22 protein-coding genes are annotated in these 22,329 nt (G+C 63.0%); 4 read left to right on the forward strand and 18 right to left on the reverse strand.

Going from position 1 to position 22,329, the window contains the following annotated elements:
* Positions 1–23: 23 nt before the first annotated feature.
* On the reverse strand, positions 24–1,238 hold the full coding sequence (locus GT753_RS10190; protein WP_015378175.1) for an aspartate aminotransferase family protein: 1,215 nt from the start codon (positions 1,236–1,238) through the stop codon (positions 24–26).
* A gap of 666 nt (positions 1,239–1,904) precedes the next feature.
* On the opposite strand from GT753_RS10190, the gene GT753_RS10195 reads away from it, so the two are divergent.
* Complete coding sequence (locus GT753_RS10195) at positions 1,905–2,879, forward strand: alpha/beta hydrolase (protein WP_021503907.1); 975 nt, start codon at positions 1,905–1,907, stop codon at positions 2,877–2,879.
* 2 nt (positions 2,880–2,881) lie between these two features.
* Here GT753_RS10195 and GT753_RS10200 read toward each other — a convergent pair whose 3' ends face one another.
* From GT753_RS10200 to GT753_RS10225, 6 genes are all read right to left on the reverse strand, one after another.
* Positions 2,882–3,850 carry an ABC transporter ATP-binding protein gene (locus GT753_RS10200; RefSeq protein ID WP_015378177.1) on the reverse strand — a complete coding sequence of 323 codons (969 nt, stop codon included), beginning with the start codon at positions 3,848–3,850 and terminating at the stop codon, positions 2,882–2,884.
* A complete protein-coding gene (locus GT753_RS10205) occupies positions 3,840–4,826 on the reverse strand; it encodes an ABC transporter ATP-binding protein (RefSeq protein ID WP_033632808.1) in 987 nt (328 codons plus the stop codon). The genes GT753_RS10200 and GT753_RS10205 overlap by 11 nt, the downstream gene beginning before the upstream one ends.
* Positions 4,823–5,773 carry an oligopeptide ABC transporter permease gene (gene opp4C, locus GT753_RS10210; RefSeq protein WP_004934600.1) on the reverse strand — a complete coding sequence of 317 codons (951 nt, stop codon included), beginning with the start codon at positions 5,771–5,773 and terminating at the stop codon, positions 4,823–4,825. Before opp4C ends, GT753_RS10205 begins: the two co-directional genes overlap by 4 nt.
* A gap of 4 nt (positions 5,774–5,777) precedes the next feature.
* Complete coding sequence (locus tag GT753_RS10215; protein WP_004934604.1) at positions 5,778–6,734, reverse strand: ABC transporter permease; 957 nt, start codon at positions 6,732–6,734, stop codon at positions 5,778–5,780.
* A gap of 48 nt (positions 6,735–6,782) precedes the next feature.
* Positions 6,783–8,438 (reverse strand): ABC transporter substrate-binding protein, encoded by a 1,656-nt coding sequence (locus GT753_RS10220; RefSeq protein ID WP_162895242.1) that lies wholly within the window; start codon positions 8,436–8,438, stop codon positions 6,783–6,785.
* A gap of 187 nt (positions 8,439–8,625) precedes the next feature.
* A complete protein-coding gene (locus tag GT753_RS10225; protein WP_004934613.1) occupies positions 8,626–10,044 on the reverse strand; it encodes a PLP-dependent aminotransferase family protein in 1,419 nt (472 codons plus the stop codon).
* A gap of 144 nt (positions 10,045–10,188) precedes the next feature.
* Here GT753_RS10225 and GT753_RS10230 point away from each other — a divergent pair, with 144 nt between their 5' ends.
* Genes GT753_RS10230 through GT753_RS10240 form a run of 3 tightly spaced genes read left to right on the forward strand, consistent with a single transcriptional unit; the run spans position 10,189 to position 12,766 of the window.
* A complete protein-coding gene (locus tag GT753_RS10230) occupies positions 10,189–11,589 on the forward strand; it encodes a cytochrome ubiquinol oxidase subunit I (protein WP_004934615.1) in 1,401 nt (466 codons plus the stop codon).
* Positions 11,590–11,591: 2 nt separating this feature from the next.
* Positions 11,592–12,599 (forward strand): cytochrome d ubiquinol oxidase subunit II, encoded by a 1,008-nt coding sequence (gene cydB / locus GT753_RS10235; RefSeq protein ID WP_004934617.1) that lies wholly within the window; start codon positions 11,592–11,594, stop codon positions 12,597–12,599.
* Positions 12,600–12,613: 14 nt separating this feature from the next.
* Positions 12,614–12,766 carry a DUF2474 domain-containing protein gene (locus GT753_RS10240; RefSeq protein ID WP_015378180.1) on the forward strand — a complete coding sequence of 51 codons (153 nt, stop codon included), beginning with the start codon at positions 12,614–12,616 and terminating at the stop codon, positions 12,764–12,766.
* Positions 12,767–12,775: 9 nt separating this feature from the next.
* Here GT753_RS10240 and GT753_RS10245 read toward each other — a convergent pair whose 3' ends face one another.
* The 11 genes from GT753_RS10245 to narI form a co-directional block, all read right to left on the reverse strand.
* Entirely contained in the window at positions 12,776–13,042 is a 267-nt protein-coding gene (locus tag GT753_RS10245; protein ID WP_015378181.1) for a hypothetical protein, read from the reverse strand.
* Positions 13,039–13,263, reverse strand: coding sequence for a hypothetical protein (locus tag GT753_RS10250; protein WP_015378182.1), 225 nt, complete (start codon positions 13,261–13,263; stop codon positions 13,039–13,041). The genes GT753_RS10245 and GT753_RS10250 overlap by 4 nt, the downstream gene beginning before the upstream one ends.
* Positions 13,264–13,369: 106 nt before the next feature.
* On the reverse strand, positions 13,370–14,455 hold the full coding sequence (locus tag GT753_RS10255; protein ID WP_015378183.1) for an acyl-CoA desaturase: 1,086 nt from the start codon (positions 14,453–14,455) through the stop codon (positions 13,370–13,372).
* Positions 14,452–15,534 (reverse strand): acyl-CoA desaturase, encoded by a 1,083-nt coding sequence (locus tag GT753_RS10260; RefSeq protein WP_075684706.1) that lies wholly within the window; start codon positions 15,532–15,534, stop codon positions 14,452–14,454. The genes GT753_RS10255 and GT753_RS10260 overlap by 4 nt, the downstream gene beginning before the upstream one ends.
* The gene (locus GT753_RS10265) at positions 15,527–16,660 is read right to left on the reverse strand and encodes a sterol desaturase family protein (RefSeq protein WP_015378185.1); all 1,134 of its coding nucleotides are present in this window, start codon (positions 16,658–16,660) and stop codon (positions 15,527–15,529) included. The genes GT753_RS10260 and GT753_RS10265 overlap by 8 nt, the downstream gene beginning before the upstream one ends.
* Entirely contained in the window at positions 16,657–17,274 is a 618-nt protein-coding gene (locus tag GT753_RS10270) for a phosphatase PAP2 family protein (protein WP_015378186.1), read from the reverse strand. Before GT753_RS10270 ends, GT753_RS10265 begins: the two co-directional genes overlap by 4 nt.
* A complete protein-coding gene (locus GT753_RS10275) occupies positions 17,271–18,557 on the reverse strand; it encodes a F390 synthetase-related protein (protein WP_075684705.1) in 1,287 nt (428 codons plus the stop codon). Before GT753_RS10275 ends, GT753_RS10270 begins: the two co-directional genes overlap by 4 nt.
* Entirely contained in the window at positions 18,554–19,360 is an 807-nt protein-coding gene (locus GT753_RS10280) for an MBL fold metallo-hydrolase (RefSeq protein ID WP_015378188.1), read from the reverse strand. Before GT753_RS10280 ends, GT753_RS10275 begins: the two co-directional genes overlap by 4 nt.
* On the reverse strand, positions 19,353–20,369 hold the full coding sequence (locus GT753_RS10285) for an NAD(P)-dependent oxidoreductase (protein ID WP_075684704.1): 1,017 nt from the start codon (positions 20,367–20,369) through the stop codon (positions 19,353–19,355). The genes GT753_RS10280 and GT753_RS10285 overlap by 8 nt, the downstream gene beginning before the upstream one ends.
* A complete protein-coding gene (locus GT753_RS10290; RefSeq protein WP_160125569.1) occupies positions 20,366–21,373 on the reverse strand; it encodes a 3-oxoacyl-[acyl-carrier-protein] synthase III C-terminal domain-containing protein in 1,008 nt (335 codons plus the stop codon). The genes GT753_RS10285 and GT753_RS10290 overlap by 4 nt, the downstream gene beginning before the upstream one ends.
* Positions 21,374–21,649: 276 nt before the next feature.
* Positions 21,650–22,327: a respiratory nitrate reductase subunit gamma gene (narI, locus tag GT753_RS10295; protein ID WP_015378190.1), complete on the reverse strand. Its 678-nt coding sequence runs from the start codon at positions 22,325–22,327 to the stop codon at positions 21,650–21,652.
* Positions 22,328–22,329: the final 2 nt, after the last annotated feature.

Below are 22,329 nucleotides of genomic sequence, written 5' to 3' on the forward strand. Positions count from 1 at the left end.
CCGGTGAAGGCGCAGCCCGCTGATTAGCTGCAAATGCGCGCCACGGCGCGCGCGAATCGCGCCAGCCCCTCTTTCACATCCTGCTCAGGGATGATCAGCGACGGCGTGAAACGCACCACGTCCGGACCGGCGATCAGCGCGATAACGCCTTCTTCGTTGGCCAGTTGGGTGATCTGCTTCGCTTTGCCGGCATAGTCTTTCTTCAGTTGGCAGCCGATCAGCAAACCGCCGCCGCGGATCTCGGCGAAGATCGGGTACTGACGGTTGATATCGTTCAACCCGTCGATGAACCACTGGTGACGTTGTTTGACGCCTTCCAGCACTTCCGGCGTGTTGATGATGGAGAACACTTCCCCCGCCACCGCCGTCGCCAGCGGGTTGCCGCCGTAGGTGGTGCCGTGGGTGCCGACGCCCAGCGTTTTCGCCAGCGCATCGGTGGTCAGCATCGCGCCGATCGGGAAGCCGCCGCCCAGCGCTTTGGCGGTGGTCAGCACGTCCGGCACCACGCCGTACTGCATGTAGGCATACAGATGGCCGGTGCGGCCGACGCCGGTCTGCACTTCGTCGAAGATCAGCAGCGCGTTATGACGATCGCACAGTTCACGCAGCCCCTGCAGGAAACTGGCCTCCGCCGGCAGCACGCCGCCCTCGCCCTGAATAGGCTCGACGATCACCGCGCAGGTGCGATCGTTGATAAGCTCGGCCGCTGCGGCCAGATCGTTATACGGCGTATGGGTGATGCCGCCCGGCAGCGGCGCAAAATCCTGCGAATATTTCGGCTGGCCGCCGGCGGAGACGGTGAACAGCGTGCGGCCGTGGAACGCGTTGTTGAACGCCACAATCTGATCTTTACCGGCGCCGTGCTGGTCGTGCGCGTGTTTACGCGCCAGTTTCAGCGCCGCCTCGTTAGCTTCTGCACCCGAATTACAGAAGAACACCTTGTCGGCGAACGTGGCGTCTATCAGTTTTTTGGCCAGACGCAGTACCGGTTCGTTGGTATAGCCATTGCCCAGATGCCACAGTTTGCCCGCCTGTTCCACCAGCGCCGCCTTGACCGCCGGGTGCGCATGGCCCAGCGCGTTAACCGCGATGCCGCCGGCGAAATCGATGTAAGACTTACCCTGCTGATCCCACACCTGCGATCCTTCGCCACGCACCAGAATAAAATCGGCAGGGGCATAAACCGGGACCATCCAGTCATCGAAAGACTGGCGGGTAACTGCGATTGGCTGTTCCATAGTGACCTCATAATCTCAGCAAAGGCTGAATTTTGACAGTAAGGGCCGCTCAAGCCCGGTTAGACCGCCACAATGCAAAAAAACCGTTGTTCAAAACCGACTTTCTCGGCGGAGAAAATGCTGTCCCTTACCGCTGATTTAGAAACAAATCTGTTACATAAAATCGGTTTTTCACTATTTATGGCGTATATCCGGTCCCTGAGCGGGGAGTAAATGTTAACGAGCAGTTAAAATACATGTCGTTTGATAAAGAGTGTAGAGCAGCTATCGTGCCAAAACGGGATTTTTGCCGGATTTTGCTATTTTTTACGTTAAAACAACGGCTTATAATGAATATTTATTCATTTTCTATGCATTGGTAATGCATAAATTAAAAAATAAGGCCTAAAATCATCATTGCGTGCGAAATCCTATTCAATTACGAAAAACTTCAGGATTTCTGATCGGGCTCGCAAAAATAATTTCCCCCAATTTGCTCGCTATCACACTTTTTGCCCCCATCGGGTGCAGCGGCGCGCCAGCATGGTGCAACGCGGCAGCGACGCAGAGGCGCCACCCGCCATACTCGCGAAAAAGGAGCCGCGCTGACCGCGGTTCCTGCTTTGTACGCCAGCGACTACACTGTGATCCTGACCGCCCCTTCTCTTCTGCGCACAAGGAGCCACCATGCCCAAGAAAACCGTCGATCTCAGCCAGCCGCACGCCCAACACGACATCCGCGCGTTTCTCGACGCGCTGAATGCCGGTGGCGGTAAACCCATGGAGCAGATGAAGCCCAAAGAGGCGCGCAGAGTTTTGGAAGCGGCGCAGCGCAGCGTAGACGTGCCGCTGCGCGAGGTGGAGATCAGCGAGAAAACCATCCACGTTGAGGGCCAGGATATTCTGCTGCAGTTGGTGCGGCCGGCCAGGGTCAAGGAGGCGTTGCCGGTATTCATGTTCTTTCACGGCGGCGGCTGGGTGCTGGGCGATTTTCCCACTCATGAGCGGCTGGTGCGCGATCTGGTTTACAGCTCCGGCGCGGCGGCGGTATTCGTCAACTACCCACGCTCCCCGGAAGCGCATTATCCTCAGGCGATCAATCTGGCCTACGCCGCCACGGAATGGGTGGCCGAGTACGGCGAAAAAATCAATGTCGATGGGTCACGGCTGGCGGTGGTCGGCAACAGCGTCGGCGGCAATATGGCGGCGGTGGTCAGCCTGATGGCCAAAGAGAAAGGCATACCGGCGCTGCGTTGCCAGATCCTGCTGTGGCCCGTCACGCACGCCCACTTTGATACCGATTCCTATCATCAGTTCGCCGAAGGCCATTTCCTGACCCGCAACATGATGAAGTGGTTTTGGGACAGCTATGCGCCCGATAAGGCGCAGCGCAAAGAGATCTACGCCTCGCCGCTCAACGCCACGCCGGAACAGCTGCGGGGCTTGCCGCCGGCGCTGGTGCAGACCGCCGAGCTGGACGTGTTGCGCGATGAGGGGGAAGCTTACGCGCGTCTGCTTGACGCCGCCGGCGTCGAGGTCACCGCCACCCGCTACAACGGCCTGATCCACGATTACGGCCTGTTGAATCCGCTCGCCCACGTCCCGGCGGTGCATTCGGCGATCCACCAGGCCGGGCGCGCGTTGAAGCACTACCTGTCCTGACGCTAGCCAACCACGTGGCAAGCCACCTGATGGCCGGGCGCCACGCTGCGCAGATGCGGCGCCTGTTCACGGCATTGCGCCGTGGCCAGCGGACAGCGGGGATGGAAACGGCAGCCGCGCGGCGGGTTGGCGGGATTGGGCGCTTCGCCCCCGGCCACCCACGCCGGCGAACGGTGCGCATCCAGCGTCGGCACCGCCGCCAACAAGGCCTGCGTGTAGGGATGCAGCGGTTGGCGAAACAGCGAATCGCGGTCGGCGCTCTCGACGATCTGCCCCAGATACATCACCGCCACGTCCTGGCACAGATGCTCCACCACGCCGAGATCGTGCGAAATAAACAGCAGCGTCACCCCCTGCCTTTCCTGCAAATCGGAAAACAGATTGATGATCTGCGCCTGAATCGACACGTCGAGCGCCGATATCGGTTCATCGGCGACGATAAATTCCGGTTGCAGGATCAGCGCGCGCGCGATGCCGACGCGCTGCCGCTGGCCGCCAGAAAACTCATGGGGAAACCGCCCGTAATGCTGCGGCGACAGCCCGCAGATCGCCAGGGTATCGAGCACCCGTTCGCGCAGTTCCGCCTTGCTTGCCAGGCCATGCTGCAACAGCGCTTCGCCGATGGCGTCGCCCACGCGCAGACGCGGATTCAGCGAGCTGTACGGATCCTGAAACACCAGCTGCATTTTCGGCCGCAGGGCGCGCAGCGCGTCTTTGCTGAGGCTATCCAGCGCCTGCCCTTTGAACATCACCTCACCGGCGGTTTTATCGTGCAGGCCGAGCAGCGTGCGGCCGACGGTGGTTTTGCCACTGCCGGACTCGCCCACCAGCCCGAAAACGCGGCCCTTGCGAATGCTGAAGCTGACGTCGTCCACCGCCTTCAGTTGGCCGGTGGTTCGCCCGAACAGCCCGTCGCGCAGCGGGAAATATTTCTTTAATCCTTTCACTTCCACCAAGGGTTCAGTCGACATGCAGGCGCCCTCCGGCGTTGAGGAAGCAGGCGGATTGGCGCTGCTGAGTCCCGTACAACGGCGGGATGCCGTCGCGGCAGCGCGCGGTGGCCTGCGCGCAGCGCTCGGCAAACGCACAGTGTTCAGGCAGCCGCGCCAGATCCGGCACCTGGCCGGGAATGGAGTACAAACGGCGACGCCGCTGCCCCGGCACCGGCCGCGAGGCGATCAGCCCCTGAGTATAAGGGTGCCGCGGTTCGGCCAGCACTTCCCGCGTCGTTCCCTGCTCGACGACACGCCCGGCGTACATCACCGCCAGCCGATCCGCCATTTGTGCGATCACCCCAAGATCGTGGGTGATTAAGATCATCGCCATATTGTGTCGCCGGCTCTGCTCGCGCAGCAACGCCAGGATTTGCGCCTGTACCGTGACGTCGAGCGCCGTGGTCGGTTCATCGGCGATCAGCAGCGCCGGCCGGCACCCTATCGCCATGGCGATCATCACGCGCTGCAGCATGCCGCCGGAAAGCTGGTGCGGGTAGCAGCGCATCAGCGCCTCCGCGCGCGCCAACCCCACTTCCTCCAGCAGTTGCACCGCCTGACGCCAGGCCGCTTTCGGCGACAGGGCCAGATGACGAATCAGCGGCTCCAGCAGCTGTTCGCCGAGCGTCAGCACCGGATTGAGCGCGCTCATCGGCTCCTGAAAGATCATCGCCAGCCGGTTGCCGCGCAAATCGGCCATCTGCGCCGCCCGCAGCGACAGCAGGTTTTGTCCTTCAAAACGAATCTCGCCGCCGTCTACCTGCGCCAGCGGCTGCGGCAACAGCCCCATCAGCGCCATGGCGGTCACGCTTTTGCCGCAGCCCGATTCGCCGACGATCCCCAGCGTTTGCCCGGCCTGCAGTTCCAAGCTGACCTGCTGCACCGCCCGCACCGGCCCCTGCTCGCCCTGAAACGACACCGACAGTCGGTCGAACGCCACCAGCGGTTGACTCATCGTGTTACTCCATTCATTTTCGGATCGAGCGCGTCCCGCAGGCCGTCGCCCAGGATATTGATCGCCACCACGGTGACGAAGATCGCCAGCCCGGGCGGCATCCACAGCCAGGGCCGGCGCTGAAAGTCGATCAGGCTGTTGGCGGCGTCCATCATGTTGCCCCACGACGGCGTCGGCGGCACCACGCCCAGCCCGAGGTAACTCAGCGCCGATTCGCTGAGAATGGCGTTGGCCACCGCCATGGTGGCCACCACCACCAGAATCGGTACGGTGTTGGGCAGCAGATGGCCGAAGAGGCGTCGCCGGGTGGAGAGACCCAGCACCTCGGTGGCCAGCATGAAATCCCGCTCGCGCAGCGACAGGATCTGGCCGCGCACCAGCCGCGCCAATGACGGCCAGCCCAGCAGGCTCAGCATGATCATCACCATGTAGATGCGGTAGTCCGGCGACACGTCGAGTTCGGTCAGCATCGCGCCCATGATGATCAACAGCGGCAGGCCGGGAATGGTCATCAGCAGATCGGCGAAGCGCATGATCAGCCGGTCCGCCACGCCGCCCAGATAACCGGAAAGCGCCCCCAGCACGTAGCCCAGCGTCACCGACAGCAACATCGACACCAGGCCGATGGTCAGCGATATCCGCCCCGCCAGCAGCAGCCGGGTGCAGATATCGCGGCCGAGAAAGTCGGTGCCCAACCAGTGCGCGCCGCTCGGCGCCTGATTGATATTCAGCACATCGCCGGCATCGTCGCGCCACGGCGACAACGACGGCCCAATCAGGCACAGCAACGCCAACAGCACCAGCAACGCCAGCGAAATCATCGCCGGCCGGTGGCGACGCAGCCGCCGCCAGGCCTGCGCCGCGGGCGGTGGCGACAGTTGCGCCAGCGCCGGCAGTTGCGCCTGGCGCCAGCGGCGACGGCGGCCGAAAAACAACGTAGCCAACATCGTGTTACCTCAAGCGAATGCGTGGATCGGCGTAGGCGTACAGAATGTCCGCCAGCAGATTGCCGAGAATGGTCAAGGCGGCCAGAAACAGCGTGAACCCCATCAATACCGGGTAATCACGCGCCGCCAGCGAATCGATATGGATGTGTCCGGCGCCCGGCCAGTTGAAGATTTTTTCGGTGATCAGCGCGCCGGAGAACAATCCCGGCAGCTCGAACCCCAGCAGGGTGATGATCGGCAATAGCGCATTGCGCAGCGCGTGTTTGAGGATCACCGTTTTCTCCCTGAGCCCTTTGGCGCGCGCGGTGCGAATATAGTCCATGCGGATCACCTCCAGCATGCTGGCGCGGAAATAGCGCGTCAGGCTGCCGGCCTGCAGCATCACCAGCGCCAGCACCGGCAACAGCAGGTGCGCCGCCACCTCCAGCGCCCAGGCCAGCCCGCTCGCCTCGCTGCCGGTGCGCAGCATGCCGCCCGCCGGCAGCCAGTGCAGATCGACGGCGAACCATTTGATCAGCAACAGGCACAGGAAGAACGTCGGAAACGACATGGCGGCGAACACCGCCACGGTGATCAGATGATCGAACAGCGAATAGGGTTTCATCGCCGAGATCACTCCCACCGCCAGCGCGATGCCCCAATACAACACCATCGCCACCGCCGCCAGCAGGAACGAATTCCAGATGTATTGGTTCAGCAGCGTGCTGACCGGGATCTGGTACTGCAGTGAAAAGCCGAGGTCGCCCTGCAGCAGCCGGCCAAGCCAGTGCAGATAGCGGCTGAACAACGGCTGATCCAGCCCGTACAGCGCCCGCAGCTCGGCGGCGCGTTGCGCGGTCAGATTGATGTTGCCGTCGATAAAATCGCCGGGCGCCAGGGCGAAAATGCAAAAAATCAGCAAGGAAGCCAACAGCAGCATCGGGATCGTCTGCAGCAGACGGCGCAGGATAAAATTTCTCATCGCGGGTTCCATCGCCGCCGCCCGGAATGGCGCGGCGGCGTCAGGGCGTTACGGCGCCGGTTTGACGTTCGGCAGGCTGCCGACCAATCCGTTGTAGATATCCGGTTTAAAGCCGGTGACGCGCGCGCTGCTGGCGCTCAAAATCTCGCGGTTGCCGAGCAGGATCACCGGCGGATCGTCGGACAGCGCCTGGTACAGCTGGTGGTACAGCGGCTTGCGCTGCGCGATATCCAGCGTGGCATTGGCTTTGGCGATCAGCGCGTCCACCTGCGGGTTGTGATAGCCGGTCTCGCTCTCGCGGCTGATGAAGTCGCGTACGCCGTCGTGCGGATCGTTCAGCGTGCTGGTGCTGAGGGACGCCAGGTCGTAATTGCCCGCCTTGCGCTGCGCCAGCAGCGCGTTGAAATCCAATACCTGCGGTTTCAGCACCACGCCGAGCCGGCGGTAGTTATCCTTGGCGATCGGCACCAGCGCGTCGTTGATCAGCTTTTTGGTCACCAGCAGCGTCAGCTCCAGCTTTTTACCGTCTTTCTGCCGGATGCCGTCAGCGCCCACCTGCCAGCCCGCCTCGTCCAACAGCTTTTTGGCCTTATCGAGATCGTAAGCGTAAGGATTGATGCCATTCGCGTCATAGGCCCAGGAGATCGGCGAAATCGGCTGGTTGGCGACCTTGCCGTACCCCTGATACACCACGGCGATCAGCTTTTGCCGATCCAGGCCGTAAATCAACGCCTGGCGCACCCGCTTGTCCTGCAGCGCCGGGCGTCTGAGGTTGAAATCAACCCGGCTGTAATCGCTCGAGCTGTAAAGGTTGATATTGGCGAAGCCGAGCAGCTTGAGCTGTTCGATATCGTCCGGCTTGGCGGTAAAGGCGTCGTAGTCGGTCTCACCGGTCTGGAACAGCTGGAAGTTGGTGGCCGGGTTGGTGACGCGATAGATAAAGCGCGCCATCGGCGGCGTACCGAGGTAGAAGTTCGGGTTGGCGTGGAAGCGGATCTCCTGCCCCGGCACGTACTTGTCGTAAATATAGGGGCCGTTGCCGAGCGGTTTGCCGTTCAAGGCGCGCACGCCGTCGAGCTTGCCCCGCTGATAGTCTTTGCCGTAGTAAGCCCGCGACAGCACCGGGCCGCCGATCAGTTGCAGCGTGGTGGCGCCCGGTTGCGTGGTGACGATCTGAATGGTGCGATCGTCGATCACCTTCAGGCCGCTGATGCCGGCGGCGGTGCCGTTTTTATACTCGGCGCCGCCCTGAATGTGCGCCGGCGTGATGTCAGTGTCGCCGTCATAGGCCGGATCGTGCAACAGCGTCAGGGTAAAGGCGATATCGTCGGCCTTCAGCGGCGAGCCGTCGCTGTAGACCAGATTCGGCCGCAGCTTGATGGTGTAGGTCAGATTATCGGGACTGACCTGCCAGGACTCCGCCAGACGCCCTTCCGGCTTGCCCTGGCTGTCCAGGCCGATCAGGCGGCTGAAGATCACGTCGGTGACGTTCTCGTCCCAGCCGTTGGTGAACAGATACGGGTTGAAAATCCCCTGCGGTTCCGAGATGCCCGCCACCACGGTGTCTTTGCGCAGCTTGGCGGCGGCCGGCACCCGGCTGACGTCGCTGGCCGGCGTGATGCCTTCGGCCAGCGTTTCCGCCTGCGCGCCGGCGCTCAATCCCAGCGCGCAGATCAACGCCAGCGGCGTCAACCGATAACGCAACAGTTTGTTTAGCTTGTTTTTTATTCTACTCACCCACTGCCCCTCGTCTACCCGTTGATAAAAATGTGACAAAATTTATCGCAGAGTAATGGGCGGCTGGAGGGCTGTCTAACAACGAAACCGGCATTCCATTGCCGAAAAAAGCATTATGAATTTTTCTGGGGCGAAGCGGCGTGAAAAACGCGGCTCAACCGGCCGCCGCCAGCCCCCGGATAAGTTTGGCTAAGGTTTTGATCGCCTCTTCAAAGCGGTCATTCCATTCAAAAGAGGCGTTGAGACGGAAGCAGTGGTTGAAATGGTCGCCGGTGGTGAACATGCGCCCCGGCGCGATGCTGATACCCCGGGAAAGGGCCCGCCGGTACAGCTCCATCGACGACAGCGCCGGATCCAGCTCCAGCCACAGGAAGTAACCGCCGTCGGGCTGGCTGACCTTTACCGTCGGCGGGAAATGGTGGGCAATCGCCTGACGCATCGCGCTTTGGCGCTGGGCCAGCAGGCGGCGCAACCGCCGCAGGTGGGTGTCGTAGCCGCCGTGCAGCAGATAATCCGCCAGCGCCATCTGGGTCGGCACGCTGGTGGAAACGGTGCTCATCAGCTGCAAACGCTGGATCTGCTGCGCATAACGCCCCGCCGCCACCCAGCCAACGCGAAAGCCCGGCGCCAGGCATTTGGAAAACGACGAGCAGTGCAGGATTTGGCCGCCGCTGTCGAGCGCCTTGGCCGGCAGCGGCCGTTCGGCGCTGAAGTACAGCTCGCCGTAGACATCGTCTTCGATCAGCGAGATCTGCCGCTCGCGCAGCAGCGCCACCAGACGCTGTTTGTTGGCCTCCGGCAGGGTGGCGCCCTGCGGGTTCTGGAAGTGGGTCATCAGCCAGCAGGCTTTGATCGGATACTGCTCCACCGCCTGCTGCAACGCGTCCAGATCGATGCCGTCCTGCGGATGGGTGGCGATCGCCACCGCCTTCAGCCGCAGCCGTTCCAGCGCCTGCAGCGCGCCGTAAAACGCCGGCGACTCGATCGCCACATAGTCGCCCGGTTGGGTCACCGCCTGCAGGCTGAGGCTGAGCGACTCCATCGCCCCGGCGGTGATAACGATTTCGTCCGGCGCGACCTGCATGCCGCTCAGCGCATAACGTTGGGCAATGTGCCGCCGCAGCGCGTCGTTGCCCGGCGGCAGGTTAGCCAGCGAACTGTGCGGCGTGAATTTGCGCGCTACGCTGCTCAGCGCCCGCGCCAGCTTCGGCTGGGCGAACAGCGTGGCGTCGGGAAAGGCCGAACCGAAAGGCACGATGTCCGGATCCTTGCAGGCCTGCAGCACGTCAAAAATAAAGGCGTTGATGTCCACCTGCTCGCTCAGCAACAGTTTCTCGCCGCGCGAAGGCTGAGGCAGCGGCTGCGGACGCGCCGCCACGTAGTAACCCGACTGCGGCCGGGCGACGATCCACCCCTGGCTCTCCAACAGTTGGTAAGACTGCACCACCGTCATCAGGCTTAATCCGGCGCGTTTGCCGCTCTCGCGCAGCGAAGGCAGCTTGTCGCCCGCCCGCCACACCCGGTTCTGGATCTGTTCTCTAATCTGTTGCGCAAGCTGCTCGTATCGGGTCATAACCATTAACTGTTATATGAAAAAGTAAAATAACTGTCACTATTATAGTCACTGTACTTCGTGATTAACTTCACGCCAAGCTTTTCACATAAAAATGACAGCTATACTCAAGAGGTTAATTTATGTTCAACCCTAGGAGGCGCCATGCTGGGTCTTGATGCACTGGAACTCGCCAGAATACAGTTCGCCTTCACCGTGTCTTTCCATATCATCTTCCCCGCCATCACCATCGGCTTAGCCAGCTATCTGGCGGTGCTGGAGGGATTATGGTTGAAAACGCACAATGAAGCCTATCGTGAGCTTTACCATTTCTGGTCAAAGATTTTCGCCGTTAACTTCGGCATGGGCGTGGTTTCCGGGTTGGTGATGGCCTACCAGTTCGGCACCAACTGGAGCTTTTTCTCCGAGTTCGCTGGCAGCATTACCGGGCCGCTGCTGACTTATGAAGTGCTGACCGCCTTCTTCCTCGAAGCCGGTTTCCTCGGCGTGATGCTGTTCGGCTGGAACCGCGTCGGCCCAGGGCTGCACTTCTTCGCCACCTGCATGGTGGCGCTCGGCACGCTGATCTCCACCTTCTGGATCCTGGCCTCCAACAGCTGGATGCAGACCCCGCAGGGACACGAAATCATCAACGGCCAGGTGGTGCCGGTCGACTGGCTGAAGGTGATCTTCAACCCGTCCTTCCCGTATCGCCTGCTGCACATGTCCACCGCAGCCTTCCTCTCCTCGGCGTTCTTCGTCGGCGCTTCCGCCGCCTGGCACCTGCTGCGCGGCCGCGATACGCCGGCGATGCGCAAGATGCTGTCGATGGCGATGTGGATGGCGCTGATCGTCGCGCCGGTGCAGGCGCTGATCGGCGATGCGCACGGCCTGAATACGCTGAAACACCAGCCGGCGAAGATCGCCGCCATCGAAGGCCACTGGGAAAACCCGCCGGGCGAAGCCACGCCGCTGATCCTGGTCGGTTGGCCGGACATGCAGCGTGAAGAGACCCGCTTCAAGCTGGAGGTGCCCTATCTCGGCAGCCTGATCCTGACGCACAGCCTGACCGAGCAGGTGCCGGCGCTCAAATCCTTCCCGCCGGAAGATCGCCCCAATTCCACCGTGGTGTTCTGGTCGTTCCGCATCATGGTCGGGCTGGGCATGCTGATGATCCTGGCCGGGGTGTGGAGCCTGTGGCTGCGCTGGCGCGGCGGGCTCTATCAGTCGCGTCCGTTCCTGTACTTCATTCTGTGGATGGGTCCGTCCGGGCTGCTGGCGCTGCTGGCGGGCTGGTTCACCACCGAGATCGGCCGCCAGCCGTGGGTGGTGTATGGCCTGCTGCGCACCAAGGATGCGGTCTCCGCGCACGGCGATCTGCACATGAGCATCAGCCTGCTGGCGTTTATCATCGTCTATTGCTCGGTATTCGGCGTGGGCTACTCCTACATGATGCGTCTGATCCGCAAAGGGCCGCAGCCGCATGAGCACCAAGAAGACAATACCGAGGGCCGCCCGGCGCGTCCGCTGTCCGCGGTCAACGACACTCTGGACGACAGGAGCTGAACATGGGTATCGATCTTCCGCTGATTTGGTTTGTGATCATCGTGTTCAGCACCATGATGTATGTGGTGATGGACGGTTTCGATTTGGGCATCGGCATCCTGTTTCCGTGGGTGAAAGAGAGCGGCGATCGCGATCTGATGATGAACACCGTCGCCCCAGTGTGGGACGGCAATGAGACCTGGCTGGTGCTGGGCGGTGCGGCGCTGTTCGGCGCCTTCCCGCTGGCCTACTCGGTGATCCTCGACGCGCTGGCGATCCCGCTGACGCTGATGCTGATCGGGCTGATTTTCCGCGGCGTGGCCTTCGAGTTTCGCTTCAAGGCGACGCCGCAGAAGCGCCATATCTGGGACAAGGCGTTCATCTGGGGCTCTCTCTTCGCCACCTTCAGCCAGGGGGTAGTGGTGGGCGCCGTGATCAACGGTTTCCCGGTCGAAGGCCGCACCTACGCCGGCGGCGCGCTGGACTGGCTGACGCCGTTCGCGCTGTTCTGCGGGCTGGGGCTGGTGGTAACCTACGCCCTGCTCGGTTGCACCTGGTTGGTGATGAAAACCGCCGGCGATCTGCAGGCGCGCATGTATTACCTGGCGACGCCGCTGCTGGCGATCCTGTTGCTGGTGCTGGCCGCAGTCAGTATCTGGACGCCGATCGCGCATCCGGAAATCGCCGCCCGCTGGTTTACGCTTCCGAACCTGTTCTGGCTGCTGCCGGTGCCGCTGCTGGTGCTGCTCAGCGCCTGGGGCATTCAGCGCGGGGTGAAACGCGGCGCGCACTACTCGCCGTTCATGCTGACGCTGTTGCTGGTGTTCCTCGGCCTGAGCGGGCTTGGCATCAGCATCTGGCCGCACCTGATCCCGCCGGCCATCAGCCTGTGGGACGCCGCCGCGCCGCCGCAGAGCCTCGGCTTTATGCTGGTGGGCGCGCTGTTCATCATCCCGATCATCCTGGTCTACACCTTCTGGAGCTACTACGTGTTCCGCGGCAAGATCAGCCATGAGCACGGCTATCACTGAGGAGGGAGGACGCTATGCAAGATAAAACGGCAGCCGTCGCTCCGGCGCCCTGGTGGAAACGCATCGGTTGGCTGGTGATCATCTGGAGCGCCAGCGTGCTGGGGCTGTTCGTGGTCGCCTCGCTGTTCCGCCTGCTGATGACCGCGGCGGGCATGAAGTCGCATTAACGCGGCGCCTTATCTGGACGCGCTGTTGGGAAAGTAAAAAGAGACCACCAGCGTGACCAGCGGCAAGGCGCCGATCTTCACCAGCTCGAACACTTGACCGAGCGCTTCGTTTTTGTCCCAATACGCGTGGGCGGCGAATACGCCCACGCTGACCGCAAATATCCCGCACAGTACCTGGCGCGCCAGGCGCAGCCGCTCCATTTCGTCGAAGACCAACACCTGCTCCAGATAAACCTGGCTGGCTTCATCGCGCAGATTACGGCTTTCGATGCTCATGGGAAGATCTCCACGACCCGTCCCACCGCTTCAAGCTGTTCGCCATTCTCTCGTACGATGCCTAGACACGTACCATCCTGCTTCATCCAGTACTTATCGGCAATGGCGATCAGTGCAAACGCCATTTTGATTACCTCGGTTTTTTCCATCCCGTGACGCCGGGCGATATCGTTCAGATCATCATCAATTTTGTTCGATAACCGAATCGGTAAACTCCGCATACTCCACCTCCTGTGGTCGTTGATTCACCGGGGGAAAGTCTACTGGAAGGGTAAATGTCGTTCAATTAGTGAACTGCGTAACGCCTCGCATAACCCGCATGCAACGCTAGTGCGGCTTGCGCCCCATCGCGCTGAGGAAACGCTGCTGCAGGCGCAACAGCTCCTCCAACTCCAGCAGGCGGTAGTCGATGCCGAAACGCGGCGCCACCTCGCCGATAATGCGGCTCAGCGCCGGGTAATGGCGGTGGCTCCAGTGCGGGAACAGATGATGCGTCAAATGCAGGTTCGCCCCGCCGAGCCAGTACCCCAGCCAGCGCGGCCGGGTCAGCCAGTCGAAGGTAGTGGCGAACACATGATGATACCAGCCGTGCGGCATTGCGCCTTGTTCTGGCGCCTGGTAGAAGTTGGCCTTGGCCCAGTGGGTGCCGATGATGAGCATCACGAACAGCAGTGAAGAAAGCATCTGGCTCAGCAAATAGACCAGCAGGATTTGCCCGATGCCGATAGCCGGCGGCAGCAGCCAGCACGGGATCGCCAGCGCCAGCAGCAGGTGCGCCGCCTTCCCCGCCAGAAACCCGATCCAGCCACGCACGCCCTGCTGCGCCATGCGCGCCGCCACGCGGGTGCGGCCCGCCCTGTCCAGCCAATCGAACAGCCAGATGTAGTACGGAAAAGTCAGCGCCGCCACCAGCGGCCAATAGTAACGCTGCGCGCGCATAAAGGGCCGCCAGCGCTGGAACGGCGTTTGCCGCAGCACGCCGTTGGCGTCGATGTCGGGATCGTAATGTTCGATATTGTTATGGGCATGATGGAACAGCACGTGCCGCACGCGCCAGCAGTCGGGATCCAACCCCAGCGGCACGCTCACCAGGGCGTTCAACCCGCGGTTGGCCCAGGGGCGACGGAAAAATGCGTTGTGCGAGGCGTCGTGCACCACGTTCACCGTCAGGAACATGCCGATAAAGATAAAACCGAAATAGCAGGCGAAAAACGCCCAGCCGTTCTGCTGTTGCAGGCTCAGCCCGTAACACAGGCCGCACAGCGCCAGCAGCAGCGCGACCTTCGCCAGCATGCCGCCGTCGGCGAAACGGTGATCGCCGTTGGCCGCCAGATAATGCTGGGCGGCCTGCATCAGCGCGCGGTGCAACCCGCTGTCGTCGCGCCGATAGGCTAACGGACGCAGCGGTTTCACGGCTGCCCCATAAGGCGTAAGAAGCGCTGTTGTTGCGCCAGCAGTTCGCGATAGCCGATGCAGCGATACGCCATGCCGTGCCGCTGCGCCACCTCTGCCACCGCCGCGGCCAGCGCCGGGTAATGGCGATGATTCCAGCCGGGAAACAGGTGATGGGTCAGGTGATAGTTCAGCCCGCCGGTCAGATGCTCCAGCCAGCGCGGTTCGGGCTGCCAGTCGCAGGCGGTGGCGAAATTGTGCCGATACCAGCCTTGCGGCATGCTGTCGCCCGTCGGCGCCGGGTAAAACTCGGCCTGCGCCCAATGGGTGCCCAGCAGCAAGAACACCACCAGCAGCGAGGCGCACATCTGGCTGAGCGCGTAGGCCAGCAGCACCCAGCCCCAGCCGATGCCGTGCAAGTGGCCCACGACCAGCGGCGCCACCAGCACCAGCGCCAGATGCGCGAGCTTGCACAGCACGAACAGCGTCCAACCGCCGCGTCCCGCCAGCACGCGTTTTTCCCGCAGCGGCGTTTTATCGAGCCGATCGGACCAATCGAAAATCCACGCGATGTAAGGCAAGGAGAGCGCGGCGATCAGCGGCCAGTACAGATGCTGATAACGCATATGCGGTCGCCAGCGCTGGAACGGTGTCTGGCGGAAAAAACCGTTCTCTTCGGTATCCAGATCGTAGTGTTCGACGTTGGCGTAAACGTGGTGGTAATCCACATGCCGCGTGCGCCAGTAGTCCGGATCGACGCCCAGCGGCAGCGTCACCAACCGCCCCACCAGCCGATTGGCCCAGGGCGCACGCAGGAAAGCGTTATGCGAAGCATCGTGGTTGACGTTGACGTTAAGCAGCATGCCCATAGTCACGAACAGGAAATAGCAGAGGAAAAACGCCCAGGGCTGATGCTGCAGCAGGCTCAATGCGTAAAACCCGACGCACAACGCCAGCAACAGCGCGGCCTTGGCCAACCGCGCGGCATCGGCATAGCGATGATCGCCCGCCAGACAGGCGTGGGCCGCGCGCTTAAGATCGCGGTGGAAGGCCTGTTCGCCATCGGCGGGAAAACGCAGCGGCGGCAATGATTCAGCCATGCGGTTCCTCCACGGCGGCCGGTGCGGCCACCCGTCCCCAGCCCAGCGCGACGCACAGGGCATGCAACGCCACGGCGGCCATGGCGATATGCCAATAGCGCTGCGGCCAACCGAGATAGCCGATAAACAGCAGCGGCATGCCCAGCGCGACCAGCAACCAGACGGCGCTCGCCCAAGGTCGCCCTTCCGTCATGCCGCCCAGCGCCACCGAGCCCAACGCCAGCAACACCAGCAGCGCCATTTGCGGCCAGTTGATGTCGCCGTAGCCGTAACCGTATTGGTAGACGTAACCGACCACCAGCGAGAACAACAGCATGGCGCCGCTGAATACGCTGAGCGCCGAACGGCGGTCGCGTGGCCGGCCCGGCGCCGGGCGCCAGGCCAGACGGAAATAGCGCAGGAACGGCAGATTGCTCGCCCAGAACGGGTTGGCGGACGGCCTGTCGCCGCCGACGCCATAGCTGAACGGCGTGCTCGGCAATGCCGGGCAGAAGGTGCCGAACAGCTTGTCCCAGAAGATAAAGCTGCCGCCGAAGTTCTTATTGGAATAGGCCATATCCTTGACGTGATGCACCCGGTGATGCGCCGGCGTGACCAGGATTTTTTCCAGCACGCCAAGCTTCGGCGTCAGCGCGTTGTGATTAAACAGCTGGATGCTGTAGTGAAAAATAGAGACCGCAACAAACACCGACAGCGGCACGCCCGCCAGCGCCAGCAGCAAAAAGAACGGGATCGACGTCAACGACGAATACCAGGAGTTGCGCACCCCCAGCGACAGATTGAAATGCTCGCCCTGATGGTGCACCACGTGCACCGCCCACAGCAGGCGGAAACGATGGTGCAGACGGTGCAGCCAGTAGAAACCGAAGTCCCACGCCAGCAGGGCGAACAGCCACATCAACAGCGGCGGCCAGGCGTCCAGCAGCCCCAGGCTGAAATGCGCGGCCACGTAGCCGTAGCAGGTGATCTCCAACCCGCGGAACAGCCACAGCATGATATGGCCGGAGTTCAGGTTGAACACCAGATCGTGCCAGTTGACCGGCTCGCGACGCCCCCACTGCAGCGCCACCGCCTCGGCCACCACGATGAACAGCATGAACACTATCGGCAATGCCAGATCGCTCATCCCATTTCTCCTTTAACCACGCGCCGGCGCAGGGTGTTCATACGCAGGGCCAGCCAGCCGGCGAACAGCGCCAGCAGCGCGCCGCCGGCCAAATCGACAAACAAATGGCGGCGCAGTTGCAGAATCGAGAACGCGATCGCCGCGCCCCACAGCATCCACAGCGCCGTGCGCACTTTGCGCTCGCCGTCGCTCAGCGCCCACACCGCCAGCACCGTCAGCGCCATATGCAACGAAGGCAGGCAGTTCTGCGGCGAATCCACCTGGGTTAACGCCGCCAGCAGCTGCGCGCTGATCCCGACGCCATCGTTCTGCGGATAGGCCATGGTGGTCGGCCACAGCAGGTAAACCGCCCCGGCGCCCAGCGCGGTGAGCTGCATCGCCCGCGTCAGCCATGTGATCCGCGGCAGCGGCGCCAGCAGATAGCCCGCCGGGACAATGAGGAAGAACGACAGGTAGAGCCATATGGCCGTGGGGCTGAACGGGATCGCCCGGTCAAGCGCCGACGGCGGCAACAGGGTTCCCGCCCCCTGCAGGCGATCGGTCAGACTATACACCACCCCGACCGTCCCCCAGCCGAGCAACATGTGCCCTAGTCTGAACAGCGTATTTTTCATGCTTCCTCCGCCTGGCGCACGATGCGCCGCCGCTTGCGATCGAACTGCGGCAGCACCGCCTGCGCCGTCAACCGCCATTCGAGGCGCTCGGTGGCGATGCCCTGGCGAGCGAACAGCGCGATCAGCTGCGCCTGACAGTGCGCCAACGCCGCCGGGCTGCAATCGGCAATCAATTCCAACCGCCGTTCGCCGCGCTGGATCAGGCGGTAATCGCTGCTCAGCGGCAACGCATTGGCGATCGTTCGGCTGCAGGCATCGGCGAACACCGCCTGCGGTTGCCGCTGCGCATCGGGCAGCATCAGTTGATCGTCGCGCCGCCCCTCGATACGGGCGATCGCCCGCGTCGGCTGCCCGCACGGGCAGGGTTCCTTGCGCAGCACCAACACATCATCCAGCCGATAACGCACGATCGGCTGCGTGCTGCGGGTAAAGTCGGTGATCAACGGCGTAAAACGCAGTTCGTCGATCCACTGAGGTTCGATATGCAAAAACTCTTCGTTCAGATGCAGCGTACCGTGCGCGCAGGTCGCGGCAAGAAATCCTTCGGTGGCCTGATACACTTCGCCGACCGCCGGAAATACCTGCAGCAGCAGGCGGCGGTCCTGCTCTTCAAGCACCTCGGCCACCGAGATCGCTTTTTTGACCGGCAATTTCACCTGCCCGGCCAGCACCGCCAGCGCCAAGGCGCGCAGCACCTGCGCCGGGGCCACGATAATGCTGGGCGCCTGCCGTTCCAATGCGGGCAAATGCTCGCTGAACGGCGCCAGCAGATCGTAAAACGCCAGGCTCAGCCAACGATTGTTCACGCTGTGATAGAGATTATTATCCGCGCGCAGAAACAGCGCAACGCGCTCGCCCGCCGACAGCCCGTCCGGCAGCATTTTCGCCAGCATGCCGCCGGCCCACACCTGCTGTTCGCGCGGGCTGACGACAAACACGCCGCGCTGCCCGGAAGTGCCGGACGACAATCCAACGCTGTAGCGCCCGATCTTCGGCGTGAAATCGCGATCCGCCTCGCTGCGCTGCGCGCAGGCCAGCACCGCATCGCGCTGCAGCCCGGCGGTGTTCATCCGGTCGAACTGCGCCATCATCAGCGCCTTGTCCATCTGCGGCCATTCGGCGAACGGCCGGCGACTGAAGCGTTGAAAATAGGGGCTCTTGCTCAGCACCCGACGGGCAAAGCCCGCGAGCTGCCGGGCCTGATGCGCCTCCAGCGCCGCACGATCGCCAAAGCGCAGGCGCCGGGCGCGGAAATAGTGCCAAAGGGTCATGAACGGGATCACAGGTCCCCCTCGTGGCACAGCAAAATGTTGACCTGGCCGCCCGCCCACAGCTGGTTGAGCCGCTCCAGCGTGCGGGTGTACGCCACCGCGTCGTCCATCACCAGATTGGCCAGGCGCGAAGGCCCGCGCAGCGTCTGGTAACTCTTCGGCGACCAGGCGGCGTCGCTGGCCAGCAGCGTCCAGCCGGCGTCGGTGAGAATAAAGGCGCCGATATGGCCGGCTGCATGCCCCGGCAGCGGCACCAGCACGATCTGCCCTTCGCTGCCCGGCAGCGCATAGCCGCGCTCGAACGGCGCCAGCAGCGCAGGCAACGCCACCGAGGGAAAAGCTTCCATAAACTGCAGGTTGCTCTCGAAATCTGCCGGGATCAGACCGGGAATAAAGGCGCGCTTCAGCGCCGCGAAACCGCGCAGCCCGCGGGTTTGCTGCCAGCCTTCGCCGGAGCAAATAAAGTCGAGTTGGCTGAAATCCTGCAGCCCGGCGATGTGATCGGCGTGAAAATGCGAGACGATCAGCGCCTGAATATCCCCCTCGGCGTAACCGGCGGCGCGCAGCTGATGCGCCAACGACTCGGCGGGATCGAAATAGACCGGCGTCATGCGGCGATAAAGGCTGAACACCCCCGACTGCGTGTGCTGCTGAAAATAATGCGCGTAGCCGGTATCCCACAGCCAGCGGCGCTCCCCCACCTCCAGCAGATAGGCGCGCGCCGGGAATTTGCATACCCGGAACCCGGCGCCGCGCAGCGCCATGCAGCCGATATGCGTGCAATAGCCCACTTCAAACACGGTGACCTTAGCCATGCTGTCCGCCTCCTTGCCGCCGCAACCACTCGCCGGTCAGGCGAATGCCCTCTTCCATCGAATAACGCGGCTGATAGCCCAGCTCTTCGATCGCACGGGTCTGGCTCAGCGTCATGTCAAAATGCACCGCCGCCACGCTGTAGCGCGTCAGCAGCGGTTCCTTGCCGCTCAGCGTCGCCCACAGCTCCATGCCGCCGGCCAGCGTATGCAGCAACGGATAGGGCACGGCCTGCAGCCGGTAGCGCAGCCCCAGTTCCTGACGCAGCAGCGCATCCAGCATCTCCGCCAGCCGCTGCGGCTGGTGATTGGTAATGTTGTAAACGGTGCCGGACGGCAACCCGCGCTGCCGGCTGGCCAGGTCCATCGCGTGCACCACGTTGGGGGCGAAGGTCAGGTCCAGCAGCGCTTGCCCGCCGCCGGGCAGCCGCAGCACGCCGCGATCGCGTTCGAGCTGCTGCAACAGCCGCGGCACGATCACCCGATCGTGCGGGCCAAACAGGCCGCGCGGCCGCAGCATAATGTAGGTGGTTTGCGGGTAGATCTTCGCCTGCGCCAACAGGCGTTGTTCAGCCGCATACTTGCTGGCGGCATAGTGATTGGCGAAGCGCCGGGCGCGGTAACCTTCGTCAAGATCGTAATGCGGCTGAAAATCGAAGTAGATTGCCGGCGTGGAGATATGCACAAAGCGCCGCACGCCGCAGCGCCCCGCCGCCTCCGCCAGCCTCTCCGTCGCCGCGGCGTTGATGCGGTGAAACTCCGCTTTGCCGCCCCAGGGTGAAGACTTGGCCGCACAGTGCCACACCCACTCGCAGTCGGTGACGAGCTGCCGGCACTGCTGCGGCGTGGCCTGCGCCAGATCGAGCGCACAAAACTCGGCGCCCAGCCGACACAACGCTGCGCCGGCCCGCTCGTCGCGGCCGGTGGCGCGCACCTGATGTCCGGCCTCCAGCAGCCACTGCGCCGCGTTGCGTCCCAGCCCGCTGGTCGCCCCGGTGACCAGCACCCTCATGGCAGCAACACCATGCCGGCCAGCGCCAGCCCGGCGGCGGTGCCGATCAGCATCACCGGCTGGCCGGGGTTGAAGCGCCCGGTGGTCACGGCGGCATGCAGCGCCGTCGGGATGGACGCCGCCACCTGATTGCCATGATGGCGGTAGATATCCACCAGCGCCTCGCTGGAGACGTGCAGCCGTTTGCGCATATGTTCGAGCGACAGATGGCTGGCCTGATGCGGCACCACGGTGGCGATCTGCCCCAGGGTCAGGCCGCTGGCGCTCAGCAGCCGATCGAAGTAACCCTCAATCAGCGCCGACGCCTGGCGGAACAGCGGCTTGCCCTGCATATGAAACAGGAAGTCTTGCTCGCACATGCCGGCGCGCGGGTTGCGACGCGTGCCGCCGGCGCGGATCTCGCACAGTTCGCTGCCGGCGGGGTAGGTTTCCACCAGGCTGGCGAGGATGCCGCTGGCGCCGTCGCCGCGCTCCACGATGGCGCAGGCCGCGCCGTCGCCGAAGATCAGCGACGACTCTTCGTGCTGCCAGTCGATGCCGCGTGAAGCGAGATCCGCCGAGACGATGGCGATGCGTCGATACGTTCCGGCGTTCAGCAGCCCCGCCGCCACCTGCAGCGCAGAGATAAAGCTGACGCAGCTGCTGTTGATGTCGAAGCCCGGCGTGCCCGGCGCCAGCCCCGCCACCTTGAGAATGTGCGCGGCGGTGCACGGCAGCGCCTGCACCGAAATCGCCGAGGCGGAGATCAGCAGGTCAATGGAGGCTGCCGGGAGGGCGCTGCAAGCCAGCGCGTCTTGCAGCGCGGCGGCGGCGAGTTCGGCCTGGCTGGCATCGTCGGCGGCGTGATAGCGGTAAACGATGCCCGAGCGTTTTTCAACGTAGCCGGCCGGTTTCCCCAGGCGAGCATCGAGCGCAGAGGACGCCACGCGGTTAGGCGGCAACGCGGCCCCGGTGGCGATGATTTTCAGAGGCAGCAGCTCGGGTGAGCGAAATTGTGTGGTCATTATTGTTATTGATTAACCTGACTATCCATAAAGCGATTCTCCCGCACGACGCGAAGGCCACGCGGATCATCCCCGGTTTTTATGTCCCAAAATGCCTTTCATCAAGGCGGTATCTCTTGTTATCGGCTACCACGGGCCGACGTCCGTCGGCGCAAGCATAAGCGTAACATGACTGAGATATTCAGTTTACGACAAGGCGGGGAGAATGGGCAGACGGCGGGCGAATTATCGGAATAGCGCCGCCGCTGGCGATCAGCGGCGGCGGCGGGGTCAGACTCAGCGGCGGTTGCGCACCAGCTGGTAACGGCGTGTCAGGTACTCTACCGGCGCACTCCAGATATGCACCAGGCGGCAGAACGGGAACAGCACGAACAGCGTCATGCCCAGCACCATGTGCAGCTTGAAGATAAGCGCCACCCCTTCCAGGTGCGCAGAAGCGCCGGCGTGGAAGGTCACCACCGCCTGCGCCCAGGCCACCAGCTTCATCATTTCGCTGCCGTCCATATGCTGGGCGGAGAACGGAATGGTCAGCAGGCCGAGACACACCTGCACCACCAGCAACGTCAGGATCAGGATGTCGGCGAAGCTGCTGGTGGCGCGCACCCGCGGGTTGGCCAACCGGCGTTTGAGCAACAGCGCGCCGCCGATCAGCGTCATCAGGCCGCAGGCGCCGCCGGCGATCATCGCCAGCTTCTGCTTCACGTCGATCGGCAGAAAGGCCTCATACATCCAGTGCGGCGTCAGCATGCCGAGGAAATGGCCCGCGAAGATGCCGATAATGCCGATGTGGAACAGGTTGGACGCCAGCCGCATGCCTTTTTTATCCAGCATCTGGCTGGAGCCGGCGCGCCAGCTGTATTGCCCGTAGTCGTAGCGCAGCCAGCTGCCGATCAGGAACACCGCGCCGGCCAGATAAGGGTAGATGTCGAAGAAGAACTGATTCAAAAATTGCATGA

The organism is Serratia sp. Z4 (assembly GCF_009900725.1).
In the GTDB taxonomy this organism is placed as follows: Bacteria; Pseudomonadota; Gammaproteobacteria; order Enterobacterales; family Enterobacteriaceae; genus Serratia; species Serratia nematodiphila.